This is a genomic window from Maridesulfovibrio frigidus DSM 17176, from assembly GCF_000711735.1.
GTDB classification, from domain to species: domain Bacteria; phylum Desulfobacterota; class Desulfovibrionia; order Desulfovibrionales; family Desulfovibrionaceae; genus Maridesulfovibrio; species Maridesulfovibrio frigidus.
In genome coordinates this window covers 287,367-309,581 of the sequence record NZ_JONL01000001.1, presented here as the reverse complement: position 1 = coordinate 309,581, position 22,215 = coordinate 287,367, and the positions used below count along the sequence as shown (strand labels likewise).

The window sequence follows — 22,215 nt, the reverse complement described above, 5'->3', positions numbered from 1 at the left end:
ATAGCATGAGTGCTATCTATTTAGAATAGATATGTCAATACTACGTTTTAATTTTAAAATAACGTATGTGGTAGGGCGGGCTAGTTTTGATTTTTCCATAAAAAAGCCCTTCGTCCATAAAATGGGCGAAGGGCTAATAGGTTATCTTAGCTGAATTGTTTTAGTAAATAGGCTAATCTAACGTCTGTCGATACCTCTTAAGTCCTACAGCTAGGACTATCATCCAGAAAATAATGATAGGCCACAGGTGGTGTGTAGATTCAGCCCAGCCGCTTCCCTTTAGTAGAACTCCTCGTACTAACCGCAGGTAATGCGTCAGCGGTAGAACTGATCCTATTGTTTGTGCCCATTGTGGCATTCCGCGAAATGGAAACATGAATCCTGACAGCAGTAGTGATGGCAGAAAAAAGAATATGGACATCTGCACGGCTTGAAGCTGATTCTTGGCAACAGTTGAAATTGTTACCCCCACGGTCAAATTCGCGGCAATAAATATTGATGAGTATAGAAAGATGATCACCGGATTGCCGTTAATCGGTACGTGAAACAGAAAGATCGAAGCCAACATAATCAGCATCACCTGAATGTAGCCGACCATCACATAGGGGATGATTTTCCCGAGCATTACCTCAAGCGGGCGTACTGGCGTGGTCAGTAAATTTTCCATAGTTCCGCGTTCGCGCTCTCTGGTGATTGCAAGTGACGTAATCATTGAAAGCGTCAGGGTGAGGATTACTCCCATTAACCCCGGCACTATATTGTATTGGCTGATAGCTTCGGGGTTGTAGTCCGCATGAACTCGCACATCTACCGGAGATTTTTCCGGGAGCAAATAACTGAGCGATCCTTTCAAATTCCGTCGCAATGCACGGTCCACTATTTCGCGCATGGAATTTACGGCATTGCCTGTTGCCATTGGGTCAGTCGCATCAGCTTCAATTAGTAAAACAGGGCGTTCTCCACGTTCAATTTTCTGTCCGAACTGTTCCGGAATCGTCAGCACGAACTGCACATCACCAAGTTCAAGCAACCTGTTGGCTTCAGCTCGTGAACTAATGAATCTGTCCACATCAAAATATGTACTGGCTTGCATGCCGGATACAATCGACCTTGAATATTGACTGTTATCCCCTGACAGAATTGCAAGTGGCAAATGTCTGGGGTCTGAGTTTATTGCGTATCCGAAAAGAATTAGCTGAATTAGCGGTATGCCGATCATCATTGCGAAAGTGAGACGATCCCTGCGCATTTGCACAAATTCTTTGCCCGCCATTGCCATGAATCTTTTAAATGAAAACAGCTTTAGAGCTTTCATGGATTCATCCCCTGCATTAGATCTATGAAGACTTCTTCGAGACTTGTTTCCGATGGGTTAAAACTGTTTTCAGGACTGGCAACTTTACGTATGCCTCGTTCAATAATATTGGAATCTCTGCCGCTGATGTGCAAAGTGTTTCCGAATGCAACAACTTGATCAATACCCTCGGTTGCACGCAATAGGGGCGTCATTTCATTAAGCCGCGGTCCTTTCAAAGTCCATGTATGAAGTCCCGACTGATCAATTAATTCCTCTAACGTTCCTTTTGCCAAAAGCTTGCCGTACGCAATATATGCCAGTCTGTGGCAACGCTCAGCTTCATCCATATAATGTGTGCTGATGAGGGCAGTTATCCCTTGCGCGGCTAGGTTATGAACCTCGTCCCAGAAATCTCTCCGGGCTGAAGGATCAACTCCGGCCGTTGGTTCATCGAGGAGCAAAAGTTTCGGGCTGTGCAGAGTACAACCTGTCAAGGCGAGTCGCTGTTTCCAGCCGCCCGAAAGGCTGTCCGCTAATTGGTTTGTGAATCTGCCTAGACCCATGCGTTCTATCGCGTCCGCAATTAGCTTTTTGCGGTTAGGCAATTGATAAGCACGAGCTAGGAAATCCAGATTTTCCTGTACGGTCAGATCTCCGTAGAGGCTGAATTTTTGCGCCATGTAGCCTACTTGCGGCTTGATTTGATCAGACTCGGTAATTATGTTGTGACCAAGACAGGTTCCAGATCCGGCGTCAGGGTGTAGAAGTCCGCAAAGCATGCGGATAAATGTGGTTTTTCCTGATCCATTTGGACCGAGAAAACCATATATCTCACCCTTTTTGACTTTCATATCCAGTCCGTCAACAACCGTGCGCTTACCAAATATCTTTGTCACGCCTTTGACGTCTATGACAGTTTGATCATTCATTCTTGCCTCGGAAGAAAGTCTTAACTGTTTCGATTAAGCTGGTTTTACCATTAAAATATTTTGCATCGCGGCTGATATCTACAGGCTGGCCGGGTTTAAGGAGCAAGGCTTCACTTAGCGAAGGGTAAGCTTCAATCATGAAAACAAGTTTCGCTCTGCTTTCGCTGGAATAAATAACAGGCGGAGTATATTCGGCTTCCGGCGCAATGTATGTAACCTTTACTTTTACTGGCTCTTTTATTCCGTCATAGTTTAGGAGCAGTTCTTCACCAACGGAGAATCCTCCTACGATTGGTTCGGGCACATAAAATATAACTTTGCGATTCTCGGGTGGTAAAATTGATAGAATCGGTTTGCCTGCCGGAACCCATTCGCCTTTATATCTAATGGTATCGAAGACCAAACCTGTGCGCGGCGCATTCTGTTCCTTCTGATTGTAATTCCAACGGGCTTGCTCTAGGCGTGCCTTTGCCGCTTCTACGGCTGATTCCGCGGCCTTGATTTCATCGGATCTTGAACCGAGGGTCGCGGTAGTAAGCTCGGATGAAGTTTGCCTCACCTGTTGAGTGGCTTGTTGATAATCAGATCTTGCTTTGTCGCGTTCCTCTTCTGAAATGGTGCGAGATTTGTACAGATTTGCCCTGCGCTTATAGTCTATTGCCGCCAGTGATTCAGCCGACTTCGCTTTTCTGAGCCGAGCTTTAATGGAAGCAATTTCAGAAGGCCTGCGCCCTTTACGTTTGTCCGCAAGGTCGTTGAGGGCCTTATCCATATTTTCGGACGCTTCGCTCACTCCCGCTTTTTCAAATTCTCTTTCGAGAGTGAACAGCGGATGCCCTTCGATTATTTGCTGACCCTTCTTGACTTTTATCTCGTCGAGTTGGCCGCCGAGAGGGGAGGATACGTAGACAAATTCACCTTCAACATAACCTTGCCAAAGGAAGTTTTCTTGATCCGTGCACGAGAACAGCAGGAAGCATAACGATATCAGCAATATGGTTTTATGAATGCGAATGTCTGGGATATTCATATTACACGTCCTCGTTATTTTTTCTGAACTTAACAGCGTCTTCAAAAAGCATTAAGTTTTGTTTTACTTGTGGTCTCGGGTCGAATTCGCCATCAGAAATATGGAATATAAATGAAGGCGGTACTACCGTTCCGAGAAGCATGAAGACAATATCTTCCGGTTTAACATCAGTTCGTAGTTCGCCAGACTTTTGTCCTTCTTCGGCAATCGAAGCTGCGGCCTGCCGATACTCATTCATAACAGCAAGGAATGCTTTGCGTCTAAGCGACTTTTTCCCAGAGATTTTGTCAGAAAACATGAGCCGTGGAATACCGGGATATTTGTAAAGTAGATCTGCATGTCTGAGCGCAAGATTCTTTAGAGTTGCCATAGGACTTTTTTCTTCTTTGGCAGCAAGGGTTGCGTTTTCAATCAACTTGTCACGCACAAGGTCGCGCAAACCGTCAAAAACCTCATCTTTGTTGCGGTAGTGACGATAAAGGGCGGAAGGGACAATGCTGCATGCCTTCGCAACGCTCTCCATTGTTATGAACGAGACACCTTTTTCTGCAAGTTTAAGTGCAGCTTCGGCGATCTGTTCGCGACGCGATTGTCTATCCATTCGTTTACTCAAAGTGTGCTCCTATTATGTGAAAGTGAATTCACTTTAACAAGCGTCGTTAGATTAAGTCAAATGATATGTGAATTTAAATTCACAATGGTCGTCTAATTTAATTTCGGTGTTTGCGCATAATTAGTCACACTTTCAAAGTTTATATAATCTGAGAAGAAATTAACTGGTTTGCAATGTGTTTGCGAGAGTAAGCCTTAGGCGACATGTTAATGGTTGAAGTTGTCGTCCTTAGGTGTTGCGAGGATATTATTAAGCATATATTAAAGTATGCAGCTCGAACGAACTTCTTAAAATCACGGGTGAATAGTGAATCTATATTTCCGCGAACCTATGAACGGGTTTACTCATTTTATAGGCTTTTGCCTCGCCATTGTAGGGCTTGTGCTGCTTCTTGGTAAATCACTACATCCATTTAATATGATGCATGTGGTGACTTTTTCTGTGTTTGGCGGCGGAATGATTCTTTTATATCTGGCCAGCACTCTTTACCACTGGCTTCCGTTGTCCGAGAAAGGGCAGGCGTATATGCGTAAAGTGGATCACAGCATGATATTCATATATATAGCTGCGACCTATACTCCCATTTGTCTTGTGGGGTTGAAAGGGACGTGGGGTTGGTCCTTATTTATATGTATATGGGCCATGGCTGCGGGCGGCATTATCACTAAGTTGTTTTGGATGCATGCACCGCGCTGGCTTTCTACTGGTTTTTATCTCGCCATGGGCTGGCTTGCGATTGTCGGAATATGGCCGCTTATGCAAGCTTTGCAGACTGGAGCGCTACTTTGGCTTGTTGCGGGAGGCGTTTTCTACTCAATTGGGGCAATTATTTATGCTTTAAAACGTCCAAACTTGCGTTCTCATGTCCTAAATTTCCATGAAATATTCCATATTTCCGTTGTTTTGGGTAGTTTGTGCCATTTTTGGGTGATGTATAAATATATTTCTGTCATGAGCTAATGTCTTGTTTGAATATTAGATAGCTGTCCTTAAGTGTCCAATTTAATTGTACTATACTTCATAATGCGCTTCTGTTTAGGCCTTCGTTTCTCTCAAATATTCTCTGTTTTCCACTTTATTTAAAAAAAGTAGTCCTCCCGGACCTGAATCGGCTGATTCGGGTCCGGGTATTTTTATATTCTATGTCTTGTAGGGGGGAGGAACAAATACAACTCCCCTTTCAGGAGGATTAGAGTCTATGACAATTGAGCCGGTTTTTTTAGAAGATGAACAATTGGAATCGGAGAGGATTAAAAAAGAACATCACAGATTAACTGAGCAGTTTCTGGCTGATGTGAAAACAACTTTTGGTTCTCCACATGGAAAAAGAGTGTTCACCTTTTTACTTGAACAGGGAGGAGTAAACGCAACTCTTTATTCTAAAGAGGCAGACATTTATCGAAATGTAGCTGTTCACGATTTTGTGGTTGAAAATATTCTTGCGCCGGTTGTTACGGCGGATGAGGAAATCTACCTATCTATTATTCGTGATCGTGCTCAAAACTTGAGGAATGAGGAGGAGAAGAGAAATGAGTGATTCTGTTGCACCGGATGAGGTGCAAACTGAAGTAGCTGCAACTGGTGGAGAGAGTCAAAGTGGCGAAGGTCAAAGCAACGAGGGCCAAAGTAACGAAGGTAACAGTGGTAATGGGGAAACTTTTTTCGGGGATAATTTTAATCCGAACAAAGCTAGCCAAAATACGCAAGGGGCGAATGAAAATCCTGCCGAGAGATCGGCTAACGGTGCGCAGCAGGAGCAGGGGAAAGCTCAGCCCTCAATTGATCCTGCTGACTATAAAATTAATTATGGAGAAGGGGCGAATGTTCAGCCTTATATTGACAAACAGTTCAGGGATTTTGCGAGAGAAAATGGCGTTTCCGGCGAAATGGCTCAAAAATTGGTGGACTTCAACGGTCAGCTTGAAGTTGCGAGAGGTCAAGACCAAAAGTTACAAGCTGGCAAGTGGCGTGAAGAAACAAAGTCTCTCCCTGGTTGGCAGGGTGCGTCGTACAACAAAAACATGGGTATCGCGAATAATGCGCTTCAGGCTTTTGCGTCCCCTGAACTTGTAAATATGATTGTGGAAGCCGGCTATCAGAATCATCCCGAAATTATCAAAGCTTTTCACGGCATCGGGGTGAAAATGTCCGAAGATAGCTATGTTGATAACAAAGGTCCGAGCGGACGTAAAAAAACAATGGGCGAGATTCTTTATCCGAATCAGCCTGTTTAGATTCACGGATAATCGTTCATAGAGGACGATTGAATATATATTTTGAACGCTTAAAGCGTCCTTAAAATAGAGCTTCCAGATAGCCTAATTTCAAGGAGATTTTTTATGGGAACTATTGGTGGAAACGCACTTACTCTTGCAGATTGGTCCAGCCGTCTTGGCGCTGGTGGCGAAGCTACTTCTATTGTTGAAGCTCTTTCACAGACAAATGAAGTCCTCGTAGACGCCGCATGGGTCGAGGGTAACCTTCCGACTGGTCACAGAACCACTGTCCGTACGGATTTACCAACTGTCAGTTGGCGTAAACTTAACTACGGTATCAAGCCGAGTAAGTCCCGCACCAAACAGATTGATGATAGCTGTGGTATGCTTGAGTCTTACGCTGAAATCGATAAAGCGCTGTCTGATCTCAATGGTGATTCCTCTACTTTCCGTACCTCAGAAGAACGTGCGTTCCTCGAGGCTATGAATAAGGAATTTGCAGATACATTCGTTTATGGTGATACAGCACTTGAGCCTGAAAAATACTTGGGATTGTCTGCACGTTTTGGCTCCCTTGATCATGAAAACGTTATAAACTTTGGTGGAACAGGCGATAACTGCACATCCATTTGGATCGTTTGCTGGTCTGATCAGACTGTGCATTTCACTTTCCCTAAGGGTAGCGCTGGCGGCCTTTCTCACAAGGATCTTGGTGAGGTCACTCTCGAAGATGCTAACGGTGGTAAATATCAGGGCCTTCGTACCCATTTCAAATGGACTCCGGGTCTTGTTGTCCGCGATTGGCGTTATGTCATGCGCATTGCTTCTATCGACACCACAAACTTCGGAACAGAATCTCTGCGCCATGCTTTAATTGAAGCTATGAACAAGATTCCTAATACCAACATGGGTAAGACCGTAATTTACTGTAACCAGACCGTAAAAACTCAGCTCGATATTGAAGCATCAGACAAGAACAATGTCATGCTTAAAACTGAAAACTGGGAAGGCAAGCCTGTAACAACATTCTGGGGCTGTCCGATTCGTAGAGTTGATTCAATTCTTAACACTGAGTCTGCAGTAATTGCATAATTGGTTGGGTTTCTGATTTTTAACTGATAAAATTGAAAGGATAATTATATGTATTTGGATAAAGAACTTTGTTTTTGTGAAGAGCAGGCCGTAACTGGAAACGCTGTTTCTCAGAATGTTATCAATGTTGGCGAAGATTGCGGAAGTGGCAACGGCATTAAATTAAAAGTGTTCGTGGATACTGAAGACTTCGCAGGTCTGACGGATCTTAGGATAGCATTACAGGCATCTGAAACTGATACCTTCGGTCTTTTTGATACCGTATTCGAATCCGGCGCAATCCCCGTTGTTGATCTTGTGAAAGGATACAGCTTTCCGTTGCCATCCCTCCCTGTGAAACATAAAGGATTTGTAAGATTGTCCTTCACCGTTGGCGGAAGTGATGCAACTGCTGGTAAAGTCAGCGGTTATCTCATCATGGACGACCAGACGAACGTATAACTTAAAGAGATTATTTTGAAATATATCTGTGAAAAGAATTGTTTTGTAAGGAATCCGCAGGGCGTATTTCAGCGGTTTAATGTCGGAGATGAAGTTGAATATGGAGACGGTGTAAAAGTATCAGACCATTTCAAACGGGAAGACGGGGGCGATAGCTCTAATGAAGATGGCTCTGATAAAAAAGGGTCAAAAAGTGAAAGAGAAGAATTGAAAGGAAAGCTTAATAAACTCGGAGTGACCTTCTCTCCGAAAGACAGCTTGCCCAAATTGCGTACCCTTCTTAAGGAGGCATGTGCAGATTAAATTATAAACATAACTCATTCTGTAATTCATAATTTGTGGTCGTGACATCCTATTAGCCCCCGGAATTTATTCCGGGGGCTTCTTTTTTTGTTTTTTTAAATATTTATTTTAGCCGGACCTGACTCGGCTGTTTCGGGTCCGGCTTAACCGCTATCCTGAATGTATTAAGCAATGGTTAGTCTCTATTAACATGGGAAAGGTTCGTGTTTTTGGTGACTTCCATAAAAAACAGAGAGGTTTTATGAATCGTTCAGGTGAAAGTATGGCAGAAGAAAAAAGTGGTAAAAAGGTGAATTCTGTGTCCGCGCAAGGGGGGATGGGAAAGTCGCGCGAGCCGGAAGTTGACTCTGAGGGCGGTCCTAATAATGAGTTGAACGCACTGAGAAATGCGGCTACTCGTAGTACTACAGGGCAGGATGGTTCTAAGGGTAAGCCTGATCCTAAGAAAAATACATATGGAACTTCCCACATAGATGATTACCATAAGCAGGTTAATGATCATCTGTTACAGAATGGAACAAAGCCTTCAGATATAGCTTATAATTTTGAAGGTAAGCCCATTGTTACATATGATGCAATGGGCAACCCCGTTGCAATACCGCCGGGGAAGGATGCTGACGTTGTGAAAAGGCTTGGAGAGATACACGCAAAGAGAGAGCAAAATAAAGCGGACGGTGTTTTCTTTAAAATGTTTTCAGGAATGAGCGATGCTACCGCCTCAATTGCAGCAGGCCTTGATGGTGCGATGGATAAAAGCATTGAAGGCATCGGGAAGGCTGTGGTTGAAGGTGGTAAGGCGGCTGGTGAAGCTGTTGGGAAGACTGTTGATGAATTTAAGAATAATGAAGAGTTGCAGACGTATACGGGTATAGCTCTTGGGGCAGGAGGATTGCCTATTGCTATGGCTTCTGGGGTAGCGGTGGCACCTGCCTTAATTCGAACAGGGACAGCCGTAAGTGGTATTGTCGAGAATGCAGCTCAAGGAGTAGCCAGTAGAATTGCAACTAGCCCTAGCACAGTAAAAAATCTTAAAAGAGGCTATGATTTTGTGTCGGCATTTAACCCCGGAGAACTTCCCCCGGTTAGTTGGGCAGGAGCTCTAGGGACAGCAATTGCTAATAGGGATAGAATTCGTGAAACGGGTGAAGTTATTCGTAAACAGTTAAAGCCACACTTAGGAGATATTGTACATGAAAGGACTGCTAAGGATAATAGATAGAATGTGTGAGTTTTTTGAACAATGGGATAAATTAATTAGTAGAGTGATGTACATTGCTACTGGAATTCTCTTTATCCTTTGGAGTATGCCATTTTTGGATTCGGCAGATCCATTCTTTAGAATTGCAAGTTTAAATATGATTGCTCGCTGGGGAATGACAGTCTTTGGTTGTATTAGCATTGCGTATGGATTGTTTAAGAAGGATTTTATAAGAGAAAACAGTCAAGGGATGATATGTCCTCTATGCGAAAAGACCTTTTCTTTCGGTATCTTACGAATTCTTAAAAGTCTAGTTTGTCCAGAATGCAAAATCGAATTAGAACCCCTTGAAGGATTCTATGATCGGTACCCTGAATTAAAAGAACTAGAAGAAGATCTTCCAGATGAGATAGAAGATATTAAGTAATATAATCAGCCCCGACTTCGGTCGGGGCATTTTTTTTGCCTTTTTCCACATTTTTTTCCAGCCCGGACCTGACTCGGCTGTTTCGGGTCCGGCTTAACCGCTATCCTGAATGTATTAAGCAATGGCTAGTCTCTATTAACATGGGAAAGGTTCGTGTTTTTGGTGTCTTCCAGAAAACTAAGAGAGGTTTTATGAGTCATTTAGGTGAAAGTAAGGCGGAAGAAAAAAGTGGTAAAAATGTGAATTCTGTGTCCATGCAAGGGGGGATGGGAAAGTCGCGCGAGCCGGAAGTTGACTCTGCGGACGTTTCTAATAATGAGTTGAACGCACTGAGAAATGCGGCTACTCGTAGTACTACTGGGCAGGATGATTTTAAGGGTAAGCCTGTAGCTACCAGCACGGGTAGACCTAATAATAGCACTGCTGAGGGTGAAAACCTAACCTCTTTTGATGTAACTCCACCAGAGATAGCTCTTAATGGCGAAGGTCAGCCTATTATGATGTGTTCTCAAAAGGGGACCATGGTACCAGTTTCCCCGGGGGAACAAGCCGCAGCCATTAGAAGAGCTTCAGAGAGGGATGCGAAGAGGCTGGCTGATGGTGATGTGGAAGATACATATGGGGCTAGGGTTGCTGTGGCTCTTTCAGGGCTAGGCTTTAAAGGTAGCTTGGGATTTGGAGTGCACTTCATTGATAAAGACCACGCGGTTCTTGTTCGAGAGAGTGAAGGTGGAGTGTCAAATATTATGGGTGCTGGATTAGAGGGATCAATCGTACAATCTAATGCGGAAAAACCAGAGGACTTTGAGGGGGTGAGTAACTATGCGGGAGTATCTGTTTCACCTACTTTAAAGGGGGTCTCCATCGGATTAACTAAAAGTTCTAATGGTAAAGCTCATTCAACAGCACTTACTTTTGGGGGATCAGTCAAGACTAAACTTATACAGCCTTTTGAAACAACTGCAGGAAGGACTTCTTCCACAGTTGAAGGAGTATTTGATCCAACCCCTGAGGTTCTTGAGAAGATTTATAGTTGGTTTGATTAAGTAAAATTTATTTTGTAAAGTATGTAAATTTATAAGCTAGTTGAAGGGGAGCGGTTGGAATATTGATATCCGTTAACTTTTATCTATGAAGCGGAGGAAGATGACATTTTTTAAAGTTAAATCTTATTTTTTGTTTTATGGTTTTTTAATATGGTTAATTGTTTTTTTTATCTTTGCAACCTATGGATACTATTGGGGTTATCTGGTGATTGCAGGGTCTGTAGCTGTGTCCGTATACATGGTGCGGTTTGAGTATCTGCTTAACTCAGTCAAAGAAGATAGGATTGTTATTAACTATGCGCATATTGCTATCCACATCTTATTTAAAGAGATTAAAGACGTTAAGTTTTTGGACATGGGGAAAATTAGTTTACTCGGTGATATAGATCAATTCTCAATTAGAACTAAGAAAAATAAATATTATGAAGTATTTTTCTCTGTTTCGAGCGGCGATTTCGAAAAGATTCAAGAGGGCGTAGCAAAGGCGCAATTGCAGATGGGGGCCTCGAATACTCCTGAGTAATCTAAAACGATAAACCGAAATCAATTAAAACAAACTAATTTTATCAGCCCCGACTTTGGTCGGGGCCTTTTTTTGCCTTTTTCCACATTTTTTTCCAGCCCGGACCTGACTCGGCTGTTTCGGGTCCGGCTTGTCGCTTATCCTAACTTTGTATTGGGTTTGTTTTTAAACCTTAACCAAAACAAAGAAAGGAGATTTTTGTGGCAATTTCAGAAGTTAAAATTTGTAATCTAGCTCTTAGAAAACTTGGTGCTAGGCTCATAGAATCGCTTAGTGACAGCTCTCAGGAGGCTGTTACCTGCAACTTATTTTATGAACAGGTTCGGGACGCAGTCCTTCGAGATCACCCTTGGAATTTCGCAGCACGTCGGGCCAGATTAGCTAAACTTGTCGAGGGTCCAGCTTTTGGCTTTTTATTTCAATATCAGGTCCCAGTTGACTGCTTGCACTTGCGTCAACTGAATAGCCCTGATGATGAATTCGTGGTTGAAGGCGATAAGATCCTCACCAATTTTGATGGTGCGTCAGTCGTTTATACCTGCCGAGTTACTAATCCAGTGCTCTTTGATTCCTCTTTTATCATGGCATTATCCGCACGCCTTGCGGCTGAAATGGCTGATGACATTACGGGATCTGCCTCCAGAGCTAGAGAAATGTGGACGCTATACCTGAATGCTATGCAGTCAGCCAGATTGGCAGATTCATCAGAAGGACGCGAGGACGAGGTCTTGAATGATCCGTGGCTCGAGGCCCGTGGTATTTATGGCGCTGACTCACCTGTCTGGGGGGCATAATTATGTCCGTTTCATTAATCATGACCAATTTCAGCGCGGGGGAACTTTCCCCGCGTCTTGGTGGTCGCGTTGATCTCGCGAAATATTCAAATGGGCTGGCTGCTCTGGAAAACATGTACACGCATCCCCACGGCGGTGCATCGCGTCGAACTGGATTCCGCTTCATCCGCGAAGTCCTCGGGCGTGATCTTTTACTTGGTGATTGTTTTACCTCTGCAGACGATTGGGGCGTTGGGTCCGGTTGGTCGGTTTTAGACTCTACCGCACCGTGTAATGGTGCTCAGGTCGTTGAGTCTATTCTCAGCCGCGATCTGAGTCTGATTGAAGGTAAAACGTATGAAATCGGTTTCACCGTATCAAACTTCCAATCCGGATCGGTCCATATCGTTGCAGCTGGGGGCGGGGTAAGCGAGTCTGCGATTGCGGACGGAAAGTTCATTTCACGTCTAGAAGCTGGAAGTTCTGGGGCGATTGCAATAAGTGCAGATGCCGATTTTATTGGTCAAATAGATTCAGTTTCCGTGCGTGAGGTTGCCCCTAAAACACGGCTTATTCCTTTTGAATTCTCAACTGAGCAGGCTTACGTCCTTGAATTTACCGATAAAAATATTCGGATCTATAAGGATGGCGGCATTGTTGTGGATGCTGAAGGTGATCCGGTAGAAGTTCCAACTTCATATCTTGGGAGTGATATAGATAGGCTGAGATTCACCCAATCCGCTGACGTTATGTATTTGGTACATCCCGAGGTCCAGCCGTATAAATTGTCCAGAACCTCTCATGTGGATTGGGCCATGGATATTGTAGGTTTTTCGTCACCTCCTTCCGAGTGGAATAGTGATAAGGGTTACCCTTCCTGTGTAACCTTTTTTGAGGAGCGCCTTTGCTTTGCCGCAAGCCCTTCAAATCCGCAAACAGTGTGGATGAGCAAAAGCGGTTCATATGAGGACTTCGGAGTTTCATCTCCTGTGGTGGATGATGATGCTTGTACTTACACGCTCTCTGCAGATCAGGTTAATGCCATCCGCTGGATGGTCAGTTCTAAAAAACTTATAATGGGTACCTCCGGCGGTGAATGGTGGCTTTCCGGCGGCGGTAGTTCAGATTCTGTAACACCAAATTCTGTAATGGTGCGGCGTGAGACAACCCATGGTTCCGCGCCGATACCGCCAGTTGTTGTCGGGGGAATTATGATTTTCCTTCAGCGCGAGGGCAGAACCATTCGCGAGCTGTCTTATTCGTTTGAGGCAGATGGTTATGTGGCGCCCGATTTAACTATTTTGGCAGAGCATCTTACTCGGTCAAATTCCATCACAGAATGGGCATACCAGCAGTCACCAGATTCCGTAATTTGGATGGTTCGGGATGATGGTGTGCTCGTGGGACTTACTTACCAGCGTGAACATGAGGTTGTCGGATATCATCGACATAGTACGGACGGGCAATTCCGCTCTGTTTGCGTAATTCCCGGGACTAATCAGGAAGAGGTTTGGGTCGTCGTTGCCCGTGAAGTTGAAGGCGTTAACCGTAATTACATTGAGCGACTCGAAGAGCAGTTTGACGGTGAAGATTCTGTTGGAGCGTTCTATGTGGATTCAGGCCTTAGCTACAATCAGGATGTAGCTGATACTGTGTTCACGGGGCTTGACCATCTTGAAGGTAAGAAAGTTTCGGTTCTTGCTGATGGAGCCGTGCGCCCTGAAGTTGTGGTTGAGAACGGAAGCATCACGTTAGCATCCCCCGCGTCAGTGGTGCATGCTGGGCTTCCTTTTATCTCAAACCTTAAAACTTTACGCTTAGAAGGCGGAGCAATGGCGGGAACAGCTCAAGGGCGCATGAAAAGAATTTCGCATGTAACGGTACGCCTTTTCCAATCTCTAGGACTACAGGTTGGTTATGATGAGGATCATCTGGAGCGCGCCCCTTTCCGTACCTCTGCCGACAAAGTTGGGGGACCTCCTTCGCTATTTAGCGGAGATTATGAGGTGAAATTTAATCGTGGATATGATCGCGATGGTCAGATTTACATCAGGCAGGATCAGCCGCTCCCGCTCACCGTACTTGCGCTTATTCCCGAAGTGACGGTCTATTCATGAGCAAATTAGGTAAAACCACAAAGGTAGTTTTGGGAGTGCCGACAGCTGAACATATTGAGCTTGTAGCGAGCAGAGCTAGGCTGTGCGACCGCGAAGACATGGAAGGTCTAAGGCCACATAGTTCTATCATGAATGTCATCATGGGGGACGTAAAACTGTCGAGGTTAGTTTATGCGCTTTACCTTGATGGCGTTCCGCATGCCGTTTTGGGGGTGATTCCCGGAAGGATCGAAGGAGTAGGAATTCCATGGTTGGTGGGAACTAGTGATGTAGATGAAAATCCACTTCCATTTGCAAGGATTTCATTGTCGGTGCTTGAATTAATGCAAAGTGATTTTCCAACTTTTGAAACATTTGTTTGTGCTAGAAACAGAACTAGCACGCTCTGGCATCGTTGGTGCGGGTTTAAGTTTGAACCTGAAAAAATAAAACTTGGGCGCGATTATTATTACCGTGCGATCAGAAGGCTTGGAACAAAAATAAAAAAGAGAGAGGGAATATAATGGCAACAGGTGCAATGTTAGCAGTGGGCTCTATGGCGGCTTCAGTCGTTGGTAGTGCAATGAGTAGTGGAGGCGGAGGTAGTGCGGGGACTGTCGTTCAGGCTGCCGGCTCCGCTATGGGCTCTGCTAGTGGCGGAGGTTTTAGTGTCAGTTCTGGAATAGGCATGATGACCGATTTCGGTAAATCTGTTTTTAGTAGTGGAAGTGAGCAAAGTGAAGCCGCATATAATTCACAAATGTCAGATTTGCGAAGCCTGAATGAACTGCAGGGCGGGGTTTATAATCGCGACACCAGCTACAAGGAAGCTCAGCTTGTGCGACAGGACGCTGATATAAAGTTGGCGGCTTTGCGCAGGGAGCTTTACCGCAGAGAACATTCTCTCGGAGGTTACAAAGGAGTGCGTCTGGATTCCGGCTCCATTGTGGATGTTAAGGAAGACACAATCCGTCAGGCAAATCATGATGCTGAAGTTGTAAAATATCAGGCTGATATTGCGGCAGGCAGGTATGAATCCCAAGGTGATATGTCTTTGTGGTCCACGGCAACTAGCCTTGCTCTCGATAAAAATGATTCCGATCATGAATATGATAATGAAGCGAATAGTCGAACTCAGTCTCTAATCGATGATGCTGAAACTAATCTGACCAGCCTGATTAGTTAATAGTTTTATATTTTACACATTGATAAATATAATCCGAATAAATTCTTCATGAATTTATTCGGATTTTTTTTGTAGCCCGGACCTGACTCGGCTGTTTCAGGTCCGGGCTACGAAGTAGCCTATAAATATATGGCGACGGTTTTTTAGTGATAACTTTTTTAAGGAGAAATTTATGACAGTGGTTTCAAGTAGCAATAACATTACCTTTGCGGGGGATGGCGTACAAATTCTATTCGATTTCAATTTTAAGATTTTCAGAGAAGATGATCTAGCGGCTGTTGTTCGTGACAGTTTGGGAGTCGAAAAACAGTTGGTAGCGGGAACTGATTTTAAGTTGATTTCAGGTCCGGAAATAGAATCCGGCGGCAGAGTCAGCTATCCTCTTTCGGGCGACCCTCTTCAGGTTGGCGAAAGTATCACTTTATACAGGGATATTGCTTATTCTCAAGAACTAGAATTGGTGGATAACGATCCATTTTCTGCCGGTCTTCTCAATGAAGCATTTGATCGAGGTGTTATGCGCGATCAGCAGTTGCAGGAGCAAATTGCCAGATCTTTAAAGTATGACATTTCTACTCCGGCTGAAGAACAGCTAATGCCGCAGGAGTTTATGAACACTGTCATTAGCTCCCGTGATGCGGCCAATATGGCTGAAAGCGGGGCGGCAGCAGCAAAGGCAGAGGCTCAAGTTGCGCAGTCCGCCGCAGAGGTTGCAAGAGCAGGAGCCGAAGCGGCGCAGGTTGCCGCTGAGTATGCAAAAGATCAAGCGGAAGAAATCGCGTGGGGCGAGCTGGATAGTCTTCGTAGCGATACGCCAATTCTTGCAGGACCTGCGGTTGCAACAGAAGGTGAAACTGTTGAGATATCTATCACTGACTATGTTGAAGATTCGTTAATAAATTATGAAATTGACGTTGCGGAATTTGGTTCGGCTCAGCTTGTAGGTTCAGTAATAAGCTGGACCTTGGGATCTGTGGATATTGATACTGCGCATTTCATTAATGTTATTAAACGCAAGCGCGGAGAAATTTATTCAGAAACGGCAGTTCATCAGATCTTGGTGAAAGATGTCTTAGTTAATGATGGACCTACTGTGGTTTTTTCAAACGATTCTAGCGGATGGCCCGGTGCGACTATTGATGACGACGGGATTCATGTTCCTGCTAATTCTGTCGGAGCAATCAATACGCAACAGATTGTCAGCGGTGAAATGGAAATTGAGGTTGCGAGTGGTGAATTTCCAGTGCTTGCGGGCACTACAGATAAGTTGCTTAAGTCTTCATCCGAACTGATTGAAGGGCTTATGTTCTTTGCTGACACTGGTTCAGGTTACTTAGGAGAGGTTACTGCAACAGGTGACCCCATCGTATACTCTGCGGTTATTGACCTACAGGAGGCTCCTACAAAAATGTTCAAGAATCCACTGCAGGGTGAGATTGTGAACGTAAGCAGTGGGAGTTCTACCACAAGTTTTGTATCTTTGGACGAGCTTATTGAAAGTCAGAAGTTTGAATCAAATGCAGGTGACTTTGAGGCGGGAGTTGTGGCCATTGACGAAAGCTCTGTAGTAATTCCGGCAAAGACTGCACCTTTATCCTACCAATATGTAAGTCCTATCTGGATGTGTGGTGACTTGGTTAAGACTGGGGTGACAATCTCACATCTTAATATTTACCTACAGGCAGGTCATGTAAACACAGGGGCGGCAACTGCAAACCTGTTCCTGTGTGAGAAACTGTCTGAAACATCATTTAAGATAGTTGCTAAGACTCCGGCTGCATTGTTTGGTGCAGGTGATAATATAACCCCTCTTGAATCTCCATTTATTACAGAGGAAGGGAAGGAGTATGTTGTTGGCGTTGGTGGTTCTGGTGCAGGTGGATATATTTCATCCGCGCCATCCTCTGCGCACGATGGAGTTGCAGGGTACACTTGTTCAAGTACAAGTGTAGTTGTTGACGCTACCTATACAATGGCAGCATGGGGAACAACGACTATCAACGCCTCTTACTCTTATGAAGAAACACTATACACTGCAGACATAACAGCGGCAGGACTCACAGAAGCCCCTAATTATGCTTCCCGCAAAGTGGACAATCTCTTTTCTTTAGCTGCAGGCGCAATAGGCCAGGTCCTTACAGAACCTGATCATAATTTGCTCCCTTCGAGCTATTCTTTCGACATATCTGGGGACAATATAAAAGTTAATTCCGACAAGGTCGGCATGCCTGAAAATCCAGATATAAAACAAATTGCCATGGCTGTTCATGGCTCTGATGGCTTAATATTTAAAAACGCTAAAATTTACATTCAGGAGACAGTATTATGAATATAAAAAAACATAAAGTAGATCAGCAGTCAGGCGTAGCCGTTCACCGTGAAATTCCTGAAATGCGTCGCACTGAGGATTTTGATGTCAGTAAAATGAGCATTGAAACCCATGGGGCGTGGGGTAGGATTTGTGATACTGGCGGAGCAACTCCCGAAGATTTTAAACACGTTTTTGAATCCATTATGAGTAGTGGTGTTGTTGATGGTATTTTGAAATAGGCGGCGATAAGTGATTACTCTGATGGGGTTGTGATTACTATAATTAACCGGGCGGAGCATTTATTTAAGTGCTCCGCTTTTTTTATGGAAAAAACGGGTTGCCATTCTGCTCGATGAATTATATTTTTCTTTGCCCTATTCAATATTTTGAGGCGAATATAACTTTGCATCGCTTATTTCGGGAAGCCTGACTTAGGAATAATATGACGTCAAAATGGTTTAATAAACATATCAGTAAAGAGCTCGTAGATCTTGAAGAGTCTTCTCTTTTTAGACGGATTCCCGCTGTGGAAAACGGTGCAGATAAAGAACTATTCTTCAATGGACGAAAGTTGCTTAATCTTGCTTCAAACGACTATCTTGGTCTTGCGCGTAGCGAGCAGCTCTGCGAAGCATCAGTTCTAGCAACTCGCGAGTATGGAACTGGTGCGGCTGCCTCTCGTCTAGTTACTGGTAATTTCAAGTTATATGAAGATCTCGAACGTGAATTTGCGGCTTTTAAGGAGCAGGACGATTCAATGCTCTTTTCTTCTGGTTATGCGGCCAATCTTGCTATTTTGGACTCACTTGCCGATCGCCATACGGTTGTTTTTTCCGACAAGCTCAATCATGCCAGCATTATCGATGGCATTAAAATGTCGGGAGCCAAACATGTTCGCTACCGGCATAACGATATTGCTCATTTAAAAAAACGATTGGAATCTTTCGCTAATATTCCTTCAAAAATTTTAATTACCGATACAATATTCAGCATGGACGGCGACCTCGCGCATATCGAGGAAATAGCGCAACTTTGTACGGACTTTGATGTCTTGCTTGTCGTAGATGAAGCCCATGCGGAAGGGGTCTTCGGTGGAGGTAAGGGACTTTGCTTTGAGCGCAAAATTTCAGAGATGGTAGATTTACATATGGGAGCGTTCTCCAAAGCTTTCGGGTCATTGGGCGGTATAGTTGCTGGAAGCTCGGACCTAATTTCTTTCCTTAGAAATAAGGGGCGTTCATTTATATTTTCTACAGCACTTCCTCCTGCAGTTGTCGGCGCAAATTTAGCAGCGTTACGCTTAGTTGTTTCTGACCATTCGCGTGGAGAGAGGGTTCTTGAAATTAGCCGCAATTTAAAAATTTTTCTCGAAAGTGAAGGGTTTGATTGCGGTAATTCTGGTTGCCAGATCATTCCGGTTATTTTGGGTGAGAATTCGTTGGCGTTGAAAGCTCAGGCGTTTTTAGTAGAGGAAGGTATATACGTAGCGGCCATTCGCCCTCCTACCGTCCCTGCGAATACCGCTAGACTTCGGCTTTCTTTGCGCGCTGATTTAACTTCACAGGATTTAGATAAAATTATGCGATCCTTTGTTTCACTTGGAAGGGAGTTTCTGTCGTGAGTTTAATTTTTGTTGGGGGATGGGCAACGGCTAAAGAACAGTATCCCGTTATTTCCGAGTCTGGTAAATTTTTGATTCCTTTCGTTGATTTTAAGCCTGAAGAATTGCCGGAATTAATCAGCGGTGGAGGTAATACTCTTGTGGGCTGGTCTACCGGGGCGCATATTTTACTAAAAGAATGCCGCGCTCATTTTACTAAGTTTGATAATGTCATTTTGATCGGACCATTTTTGTCTTTTACAGAATCTTTTCCGGAAAGAATCCTTCGCAAAATGATATCTGGAATGTCTAAAAATCCCACTCGCGTTCTAGCTTCTTTTCATAAAAATTGCGGCGAAAATAACAAAATTAATTTTTTTGACAGTCAAGTGGGTGCGCTTGTGGAAGGATTGGAGTATCTTATTTCTTCACGCATCGAAATTGAGAATGATATTGCAATCAGTAATTTAATTTTGGTGCATGGAAATGATGATAAAATAGTGCGCCAAACAGCTTTTGAGTCTGTAACAAAAAGTTTCAGCGGCGGACGGATTGTTACATTTAATTCCGGTCATAAACTTTCTGAAGATGAATTATTAAATTTGATTAAGGGGCTTTAAGAGCGTGAAGAACAGGATTCGCCAATGTTTTGGAAAAGCCGCATCCGGCTATGGTGACGCTGCCTCTGTCCAGAGTAAAGTAGCTTATAGGTGTGCTCAAAACACTCTTGAAGGGCTGTACCATAATGTTTTGGACGCAGGGTCCGGCGTCGGCTTTTTATATAGCGAATTAGAAAAAAGAATTTCCTTCGAAAATTATGTTTCATTAGATCTTGTTCATCCAATGCTTATGGAGCAGAAAAAATTAGCAGGGCCGCTTCTGGTTGCTTCAGATGGTGAAAGTCTTCCGTTTAAAGAAGGGCGGTTCGACCTGCTGGTTAGTTCTTCTGCTATGCAATGGTATGCCGACCCACAAAAATCCATTCCTGATAGTTTTAAAATGTTGAAAAAGGGTGGTCGTTTTTCGATCGCAATTTTTGTAAAAGGGACTCTTGGAGAACTTGCAGAGGTGAGTGCCAGAACGGGATTCGGATCAGTTAAAGAATTGCAAAAGGCGGTCTTTTATAGAGATTTGCTTTCATCTATCCCGAATCTAAGAGTGGAATTTACTGATGAGCACCACGAAGTTTACTTTTCTTCTGTTGTAGAATTTTTGAGAAATCATAAAAAAACAGGTGCTGTTGCATCCACTGGTAATATTTCTTGGGGAAAGGAAAGGTATCTACGTTTCCTTGACGAATATGAAAAAACATATGGTGGAGAACAAGGGGTACGCGCTTCGTATGAGGTGTTGTATGCTTCGGGTGAAATGCTATAGTCATGCGCGATGAAGATTAAAGTCTCTTTCTTTTTGACTTTTTTGCTTTGTAGGCAGACTATTCATTAGTTTCTGGGGTTACGAATTTTTAGGAGTTGTATATGCTAGTTGGGGATTGGATGACTGAAGAGGTGATAACCCTCTTCCCCGCTGCGTCGATAAGTGATGCAGCTGAGATGATGAAAGAACGAGGAATTAGACAAATTCCTGTAACTGAGGCCTCTGGTCTTGTTATTGGGATTATATCCGATAGAGATGTTCGGGATGCGATGCCTTCGAAATTTTTGCCGGGAGATAGAGCGTCTGTTGTGGGTGAAGGTCTTAAGGGGCTTAAAGTAAAAGATATAATGACCCATGATCCGTTTATTGTTGATCCGGACACATGTATGGAAGTTGCCGCCAGTATTTTGCTTGATAATAAAATTGGTGGACTGCCCGTTGTAGATGAATTCGGCCTTGTCGGCATTATTACCGAAGTTGATGTCTACAGGTTTTTAACAACGGTCACAGGTGTGAATCGCGGAAGCTCTCAGTTTGCATTTATTCTGGAAGATTCTTCGACAGCTTTACAAGATTTGCTGGATGACTTGTGGGCGAGAGGGATCAGGCTTTCAACCGTTTTTACCTCATACGAAGGTATTGACCATGGACTTAGAAGAGTTTTCATATGGGTCCAAAAACTTGATGATGACTCTATTACCGCCTTAGTCGTGCATCTTAAAAAAGCATACGGATTGAAATATCACGTCCATAAGGGTGAAACTTTCAAAGATTAAGTGATTTATTTACATATTTTTTTAGTAAAGCCGACTTTGGTTTTCGCTGATTTGCCATTAAAATATGCTTTAAACGAAAAAAAAGTTGTCGCATCGAAAATGTCCGGTGCGGCAACTTTTTATTTGGCAATGATAAGTATTGTAAAATTATTGACTGAATTTAACTTTCTTGGCTTCTTCATAAGTTTCAACGGAAATGATGTCGAGCGTAAGCATTGCTGACAATATTCCCATATTCTTATCTTTAGCAAATTTTTCTGCAGCATTAAACTGACTGTCGTCGATTGTCTGTTTGCTGCTTATCCATGCTTTTAAATCAATTGCCGTGCTTGCTGCGGGCTGATTTTTTTTTGGCTGTTTCTCGCTTGGAATGCTCTTTTTGATATTGAGAAGTTCCCTTTTTAGGTCCCGCCTTTTTTTTGCAAGTTCTTTTTGTGCAATAGTCAAGTTGTGCTCTCTTTCAATCAACTTGTTGTTTTTTTTATCAAAACTTGTGGTAATTGATTTGCAAAAAAATACAGTTGCTATTGCAGCAACTAATATGAGGCAGGCGGCTATGATCATGTGTGTACCATTCGTATTTTGTTTATGATGAGAAAAAAACTATTGAGTGTCATCTGAAAGCTCACCGAAGTAAGCTTCCGCATTTTTTATTTCATTTTCAATAGCTGTTATCTCTGCTTTTACGCGGTCCATTGATTTATTCATATGAGCTTCTTTGAGTTCTAAAGCTCTTTCTCTTTGGATCAATTTTGAGTTGCGGCCCGAGTAAACAGAATAAATAATAAAAGCAAAGACTATGATAGATATTAAAACTATGAGCATTTCCATTTGATTATTCCTTTAAAAAATTGTCCATGCAAGACTAGATGATGTGGCTCATAATGACAAGACAAAATCATTGTTGCTACGAGGTGTCTGATTGTGAGTATCTCAGTGTTTAATTTAATAAAAAACACGATTTTGCGTAACAATATATTT

At 43.4% G+C, this 22,215-nt stretch carries 26 protein-coding genes; 20 read left to right on the top strand and 6 right to left on the bottom strand.

The features are described 5' to 3' along the window. Positions 1-172: 172 nt before the first annotated feature. The 4 genes from BR06_RS0101425 to BR06_RS0101410 are packed head-to-tail and all read right to left on the bottom strand — an operon-like array spanning position 173 to position 3,869. Entirely contained in the window at positions 173-1,315 is a 1,143-nt protein-coding gene (locus tag BR06_RS0101425) for an ABC transporter permease (protein WP_031479393.1), read from the bottom strand. Beyond that, positions 1,312-2,226 (bottom strand): ABC transporter ATP-binding protein, encoded by a 915-nt coding sequence (locus BR06_RS0101420; RefSeq protein WP_031479391.1) that lies wholly within the window; start codon positions 2,224-2,226, stop codon positions 1,312-1,314. The genes BR06_RS0101425 and BR06_RS0101420 overlap by 4 nt, the downstream gene beginning before the upstream one ends. Beyond that, entirely contained in the window at positions 2,219-3,256 is a 1,038-nt protein-coding gene (locus BR06_RS0101415) for an HlyD family secretion protein (protein ID WP_034602712.1), read from the bottom strand. Before BR06_RS0101415 ends, BR06_RS0101420 begins: the two co-directional genes overlap by 8 nt. A gap of 1 nt (position 3,257) precedes the next feature. Beyond that, the gene (locus BR06_RS0101410; RefSeq protein WP_031479387.1) at positions 3,258-3,869 is read right to left on the bottom strand and encodes a TetR/AcrR family transcriptional regulator; all 612 of its coding nucleotides are present in this window, start codon (positions 3,867-3,869) and stop codon (positions 3,258-3,260) included. 306 nt (positions 3,870-4,175) lie between these two features. On the opposite strand from BR06_RS0101410, the gene trhA reads away from it, so the two are divergent. The 20 genes from trhA (at position 4,176) to BR06_RS0101310 (ending at position 21,234) form a co-directional block, all read left to right on the top strand. Further along, positions 4,176-4,829, top strand: a complete 654-nt coding sequence (gene trhA / locus BR06_RS0101405; RefSeq protein ID WP_034602711.1) for a PAQR family membrane homeostasis protein TrhA — start codon at positions 4,176-4,178, stop codon at positions 4,827-4,829. A 238-nt stretch (positions 4,830-5,067) separates the two neighbouring features. Beyond that, positions 5,068-5,406: a hypothetical protein gene (locus tag BR06_RS0101400; protein WP_031479383.1), complete on the top strand. Its 339-nt coding sequence runs from the start codon at positions 5,068-5,070 to the stop codon at positions 5,404-5,406. Further along, positions 5,399-6,103, top strand: coding sequence for a hypothetical protein (locus BR06_RS0101395; RefSeq protein WP_051676857.1), 705 nt, complete (start codon positions 5,399-5,401; stop codon positions 6,101-6,103). Before BR06_RS0101400 ends, BR06_RS0101395 begins: the two co-directional genes overlap by 8 nt. A gap of 105 nt (positions 6,104-6,208) precedes the next feature. Then, on the top strand, positions 6,209-7,177 hold the full coding sequence (locus tag BR06_RS0101390; protein ID WP_031479379.1) for a major capsid protein: 969 nt from the start codon (positions 6,209-6,211) through the stop codon (positions 7,175-7,177). A 48-nt stretch (positions 7,178-7,225) separates the two neighbouring features. Beyond that, a complete protein-coding gene (locus tag BR06_RS0101385) occupies positions 7,226-7,618 on the top strand; it encodes a Bbp16 family capsid cement protein (protein WP_031479377.1) in 393 nt (130 codons plus the stop codon). A gap of 15 nt (positions 7,619-7,633) precedes the next feature. After that, the gene (locus tag BR06_RS0101380) at positions 7,634-7,921 is read left to right on the top strand and encodes a hypothetical protein (protein WP_031479376.1); all 288 of its coding nucleotides are present in this window, start codon (positions 7,634-7,636) and stop codon (positions 7,919-7,921) included. Positions 7,922-8,162: 241 nt separating this feature from the next. After that, positions 8,163-9,140 (top strand): hypothetical protein, encoded by a 978-nt coding sequence (locus tag BR06_RS0101375; protein WP_031479374.1) that lies wholly within the window; start codon positions 8,163-8,165, stop codon positions 9,138-9,140. Further along, complete coding sequence (locus BR06_RS0101370) at positions 9,112-9,546, top strand: hypothetical protein (protein WP_031479372.1); 435 nt, start codon at positions 9,112-9,114, stop codon at positions 9,544-9,546. Before BR06_RS0101375 ends, BR06_RS0101370 begins: the two co-directional genes overlap by 29 nt. A 191-nt stretch (positions 9,547-9,737) precedes the next feature. Then, positions 9,738-10,592 carry a hypothetical protein gene (locus tag BR06_RS0101365; RefSeq protein ID WP_156952630.1) on the top strand — a complete coding sequence of 285 codons (855 nt, stop codon included), beginning with the start codon at positions 9,738-9,740 and terminating at the stop codon, positions 10,590-10,592. A 100-nt stretch (positions 10,593-10,692) separates the two neighbouring features. Continuing rightward, positions 10,693-11,115: a hypothetical protein gene (locus BR06_RS0101360; RefSeq protein ID WP_031479368.1), complete on the top strand. Its 423-nt coding sequence runs from the start codon at positions 10,693-10,695 to the stop codon at positions 11,113-11,115. A 200-nt stretch (positions 11,116-11,315) separates the two neighbouring features. Next, positions 11,316-11,909, top strand: a complete 594-nt coding sequence (locus tag BR06_RS0101355) for a hypothetical protein (RefSeq protein WP_031479366.1) — start codon at positions 11,316-11,318, stop codon at positions 11,907-11,909. Between the two features lie 2 nt (positions 11,910-11,911). After that, positions 11,912-14,005: a hypothetical protein gene (locus tag BR06_RS0101350; RefSeq protein ID WP_031479364.1), complete on the top strand. Its 2,094-nt coding sequence runs from the start codon at positions 11,912-11,914 to the stop codon at positions 14,003-14,005. After that, entirely contained in the window at positions 14,002-14,508 is a 507-nt protein-coding gene (locus BR06_RS0101345; RefSeq protein ID WP_031479362.1) for a hypothetical protein, read from the top strand. The genes BR06_RS0101350 and BR06_RS0101345 overlap by 4 nt, the downstream gene beginning before the upstream one ends. Next, positions 14,508-15,170, top strand: a complete 663-nt coding sequence (locus tag BR06_RS0101340; RefSeq protein ID WP_051676856.1) for a hypothetical protein — start codon at positions 14,508-14,510, stop codon at positions 15,168-15,170. The genes BR06_RS0101345 and BR06_RS0101340 overlap by 1 nt, the downstream gene beginning before the upstream one ends. 172 nt (positions 15,171-15,342) lie before the next feature. Beyond that, entirely contained in the window at positions 15,343-17,499 is a 2,157-nt protein-coding gene (locus BR06_RS0101335) for a hypothetical protein (protein ID WP_031479358.1), read from the top strand. Further along, the gene (locus BR06_RS0101330; protein WP_031479356.1) at positions 17,496-17,720 is read left to right on the top strand and encodes a hypothetical protein; all 225 of its coding nucleotides are present in this window, start codon (positions 17,496-17,498) and stop codon (positions 17,718-17,720) included. The genes BR06_RS0101335 and BR06_RS0101330 overlap by 4 nt, the downstream gene beginning before the upstream one ends. Before the next feature lie 203 nt (positions 17,721-17,923). Next, the gene (locus BR06_RS0101325; protein WP_031479354.1) at positions 17,924-19,102 is read left to right on the top strand and encodes an aminotransferase class I/II-fold pyridoxal phosphate-dependent enzyme; all 1,179 of its coding nucleotides are present in this window, start codon (positions 17,924-17,926) and stop codon (positions 19,100-19,102) included. Beyond that, positions 19,099-19,701: a hypothetical protein gene (locus BR06_RS0101320; protein WP_031479352.1), complete on the top strand. Its 603-nt coding sequence runs from the start codon at positions 19,099-19,101 to the stop codon at positions 19,699-19,701. Before BR06_RS0101325 ends, BR06_RS0101320 begins: the two co-directional genes overlap by 4 nt. Before the next feature lie 4 nt (positions 19,702-19,705). Further along, on the top strand, positions 19,706-20,458 hold the full coding sequence (locus BR06_RS0101315) for a methyltransferase domain-containing protein (RefSeq protein WP_031479350.1): 753 nt from the start codon (positions 19,706-19,708) through the stop codon (positions 20,456-20,458). Between the two features lie 101 nt (positions 20,459-20,559). Then, entirely contained in the window at positions 20,560-21,234 is a 675-nt protein-coding gene (locus tag BR06_RS0101310; RefSeq protein ID WP_031479348.1) for a CBS and ACT domain-containing protein, read from the top strand. Between the two features lie 147 nt (positions 21,235-21,381). Here the strand turns inward: BR06_RS0101310 and BR06_RS0101305 are convergent, their stop codons facing one another. Beyond that, entirely contained in the window at positions 21,382-21,681 is a 300-nt protein-coding gene (locus BR06_RS0101305) for a hypothetical protein (protein ID WP_156952629.1), read from the bottom strand. Between the two features lie 156 nt (positions 21,682-21,837). Beyond that, positions 21,838-22,065 (bottom strand): hypothetical protein, encoded by a 228-nt coding sequence (locus BR06_RS0101300; protein ID WP_031479344.1) that lies wholly within the window; start codon positions 22,063-22,065, stop codon positions 21,838-21,840. Positions 22,066-22,215 lie beyond the last annotated feature (150 nt).

What these genes read in the sequence shown, in the direction of transcription:
- BR06_RS0101310 (WP_031479348.1), top strand. Translation starts at nt 20,560, where the DNA reads ATGCTAGTTGGGGATTGGATGACTGAAGAGGTGATAACCCTCTTCCCC.
- BR06_RS0101420 (WP_031479391.1), bottom strand. Translation starts at nt 2,226, where the DNA reads ATGAATGATCAAACTGTCATAGACGTCAAAGGCGTGACAAAGATATTT.
- BR06_RS0101370 (WP_031479372.1), top strand. Translation starts at nt 9,112, where the DNA reads ATGAAAGGACTGCTAAGGATAATAGATAGAATGTGTGAGTTTTTTGAA.
- BR06_RS0101330 (WP_031479356.1), top strand. Translation starts at nt 17,496, where the DNA reads ATGAATATAAAAAAACATAAAGTAGATCAGCAGTCAGGCGTAGCCGTT.
- BR06_RS0101415 (WP_034602712.1), bottom strand. Translation starts at nt 3,256, where the DNA reads ATGAATATCCCAGACATTCGCATTCATAAAACCATATTGCTGATATCG.
- BR06_RS0101400 (WP_031479383.1), top strand. Translation starts at nt 5,068, where the DNA reads ATGACAATTGAGCCGGTTTTTTTAGAAGATGAACAATTGGAATCGGAG.
- BR06_RS0101395 (WP_051676857.1), top strand. Translation starts at nt 5,399, where the DNA reads ATGAGTGATTCTGTTGCACCGGATGAGGTGCAAACTGAAGTAGCTGCA.
- BR06_RS0101360 (WP_031479368.1), top strand. Translation starts at nt 10,693, where the DNA reads ATGACATTTTTTAAAGTTAAATCTTATTTTTTGTTTTATGGTTTTTTA.
- BR06_RS0101385 (WP_031479377.1), top strand. Translation starts at nt 7,226, where the DNA reads ATGTATTTGGATAAAGAACTTTGTTTTTGTGAAGAGCAGGCCGTAACT.
- BR06_RS0101345 (WP_031479362.1), top strand. Translation starts at nt 14,002, where the DNA reads ATGAGCAAATTAGGTAAAACCACAAAGGTAGTTTTGGGAGTGCCGACA.
- BR06_RS0101365 (WP_156952630.1), top strand. Translation starts at nt 9,738, where the DNA reads ATGAGTCATTTAGGTGAAAGTAAGGCGGAAGAAAAAAGTGGTAAAAAT.
- BR06_RS0101340 (WP_051676856.1), top strand. Translation starts at nt 14,508, where the DNA reads ATGGCAACAGGTGCAATGTTAGCAGTGGGCTCTATGGCGGCTTCAGTC.
- BR06_RS0101375 (WP_031479374.1), top strand. Translation starts at nt 8,163, where the DNA reads ATGAATCGTTCAGGTGAAAGTATGGCAGAAGAAAAAAGTGGTAAAAAG.
- BR06_RS0101300 (WP_031479344.1), bottom strand. Translation starts at nt 22,065, where the DNA reads ATGGAAATGCTCATAGTTTTAATATCTATCATAGTCTTTGCTTTTATT.
- BR06_RS0101425 (WP_031479393.1), bottom strand. Translation starts at nt 1,315, where the DNA reads ATGAAAGCTCTAAAGCTGTTTTCATTTAAAAGATTCATGGCAATGGCG.
- BR06_RS0101335 (WP_031479358.1), top strand. Translation starts at nt 15,343, where the DNA reads ATGACAGTGGTTTCAAGTAGCAATAACATTACCTTTGCGGGGGATGGC.
- BR06_RS0101390 (WP_031479379.1), top strand. Translation starts at nt 6,209, where the DNA reads ATGGGAACTATTGGTGGAAACGCACTTACTCTTGCAGATTGGTCCAGC.
- BR06_RS0101350 (WP_031479364.1), top strand. Translation starts at nt 11,912, where the DNA reads ATGTCCGTTTCATTAATCATGACCAATTTCAGCGCGGGGGAACTTTCC.
- BR06_RS0101325 (WP_031479354.1), top strand. Translation starts at nt 17,924, where the DNA reads ATGACGTCAAAATGGTTTAATAAACATATCAGTAAAGAGCTCGTAGAT.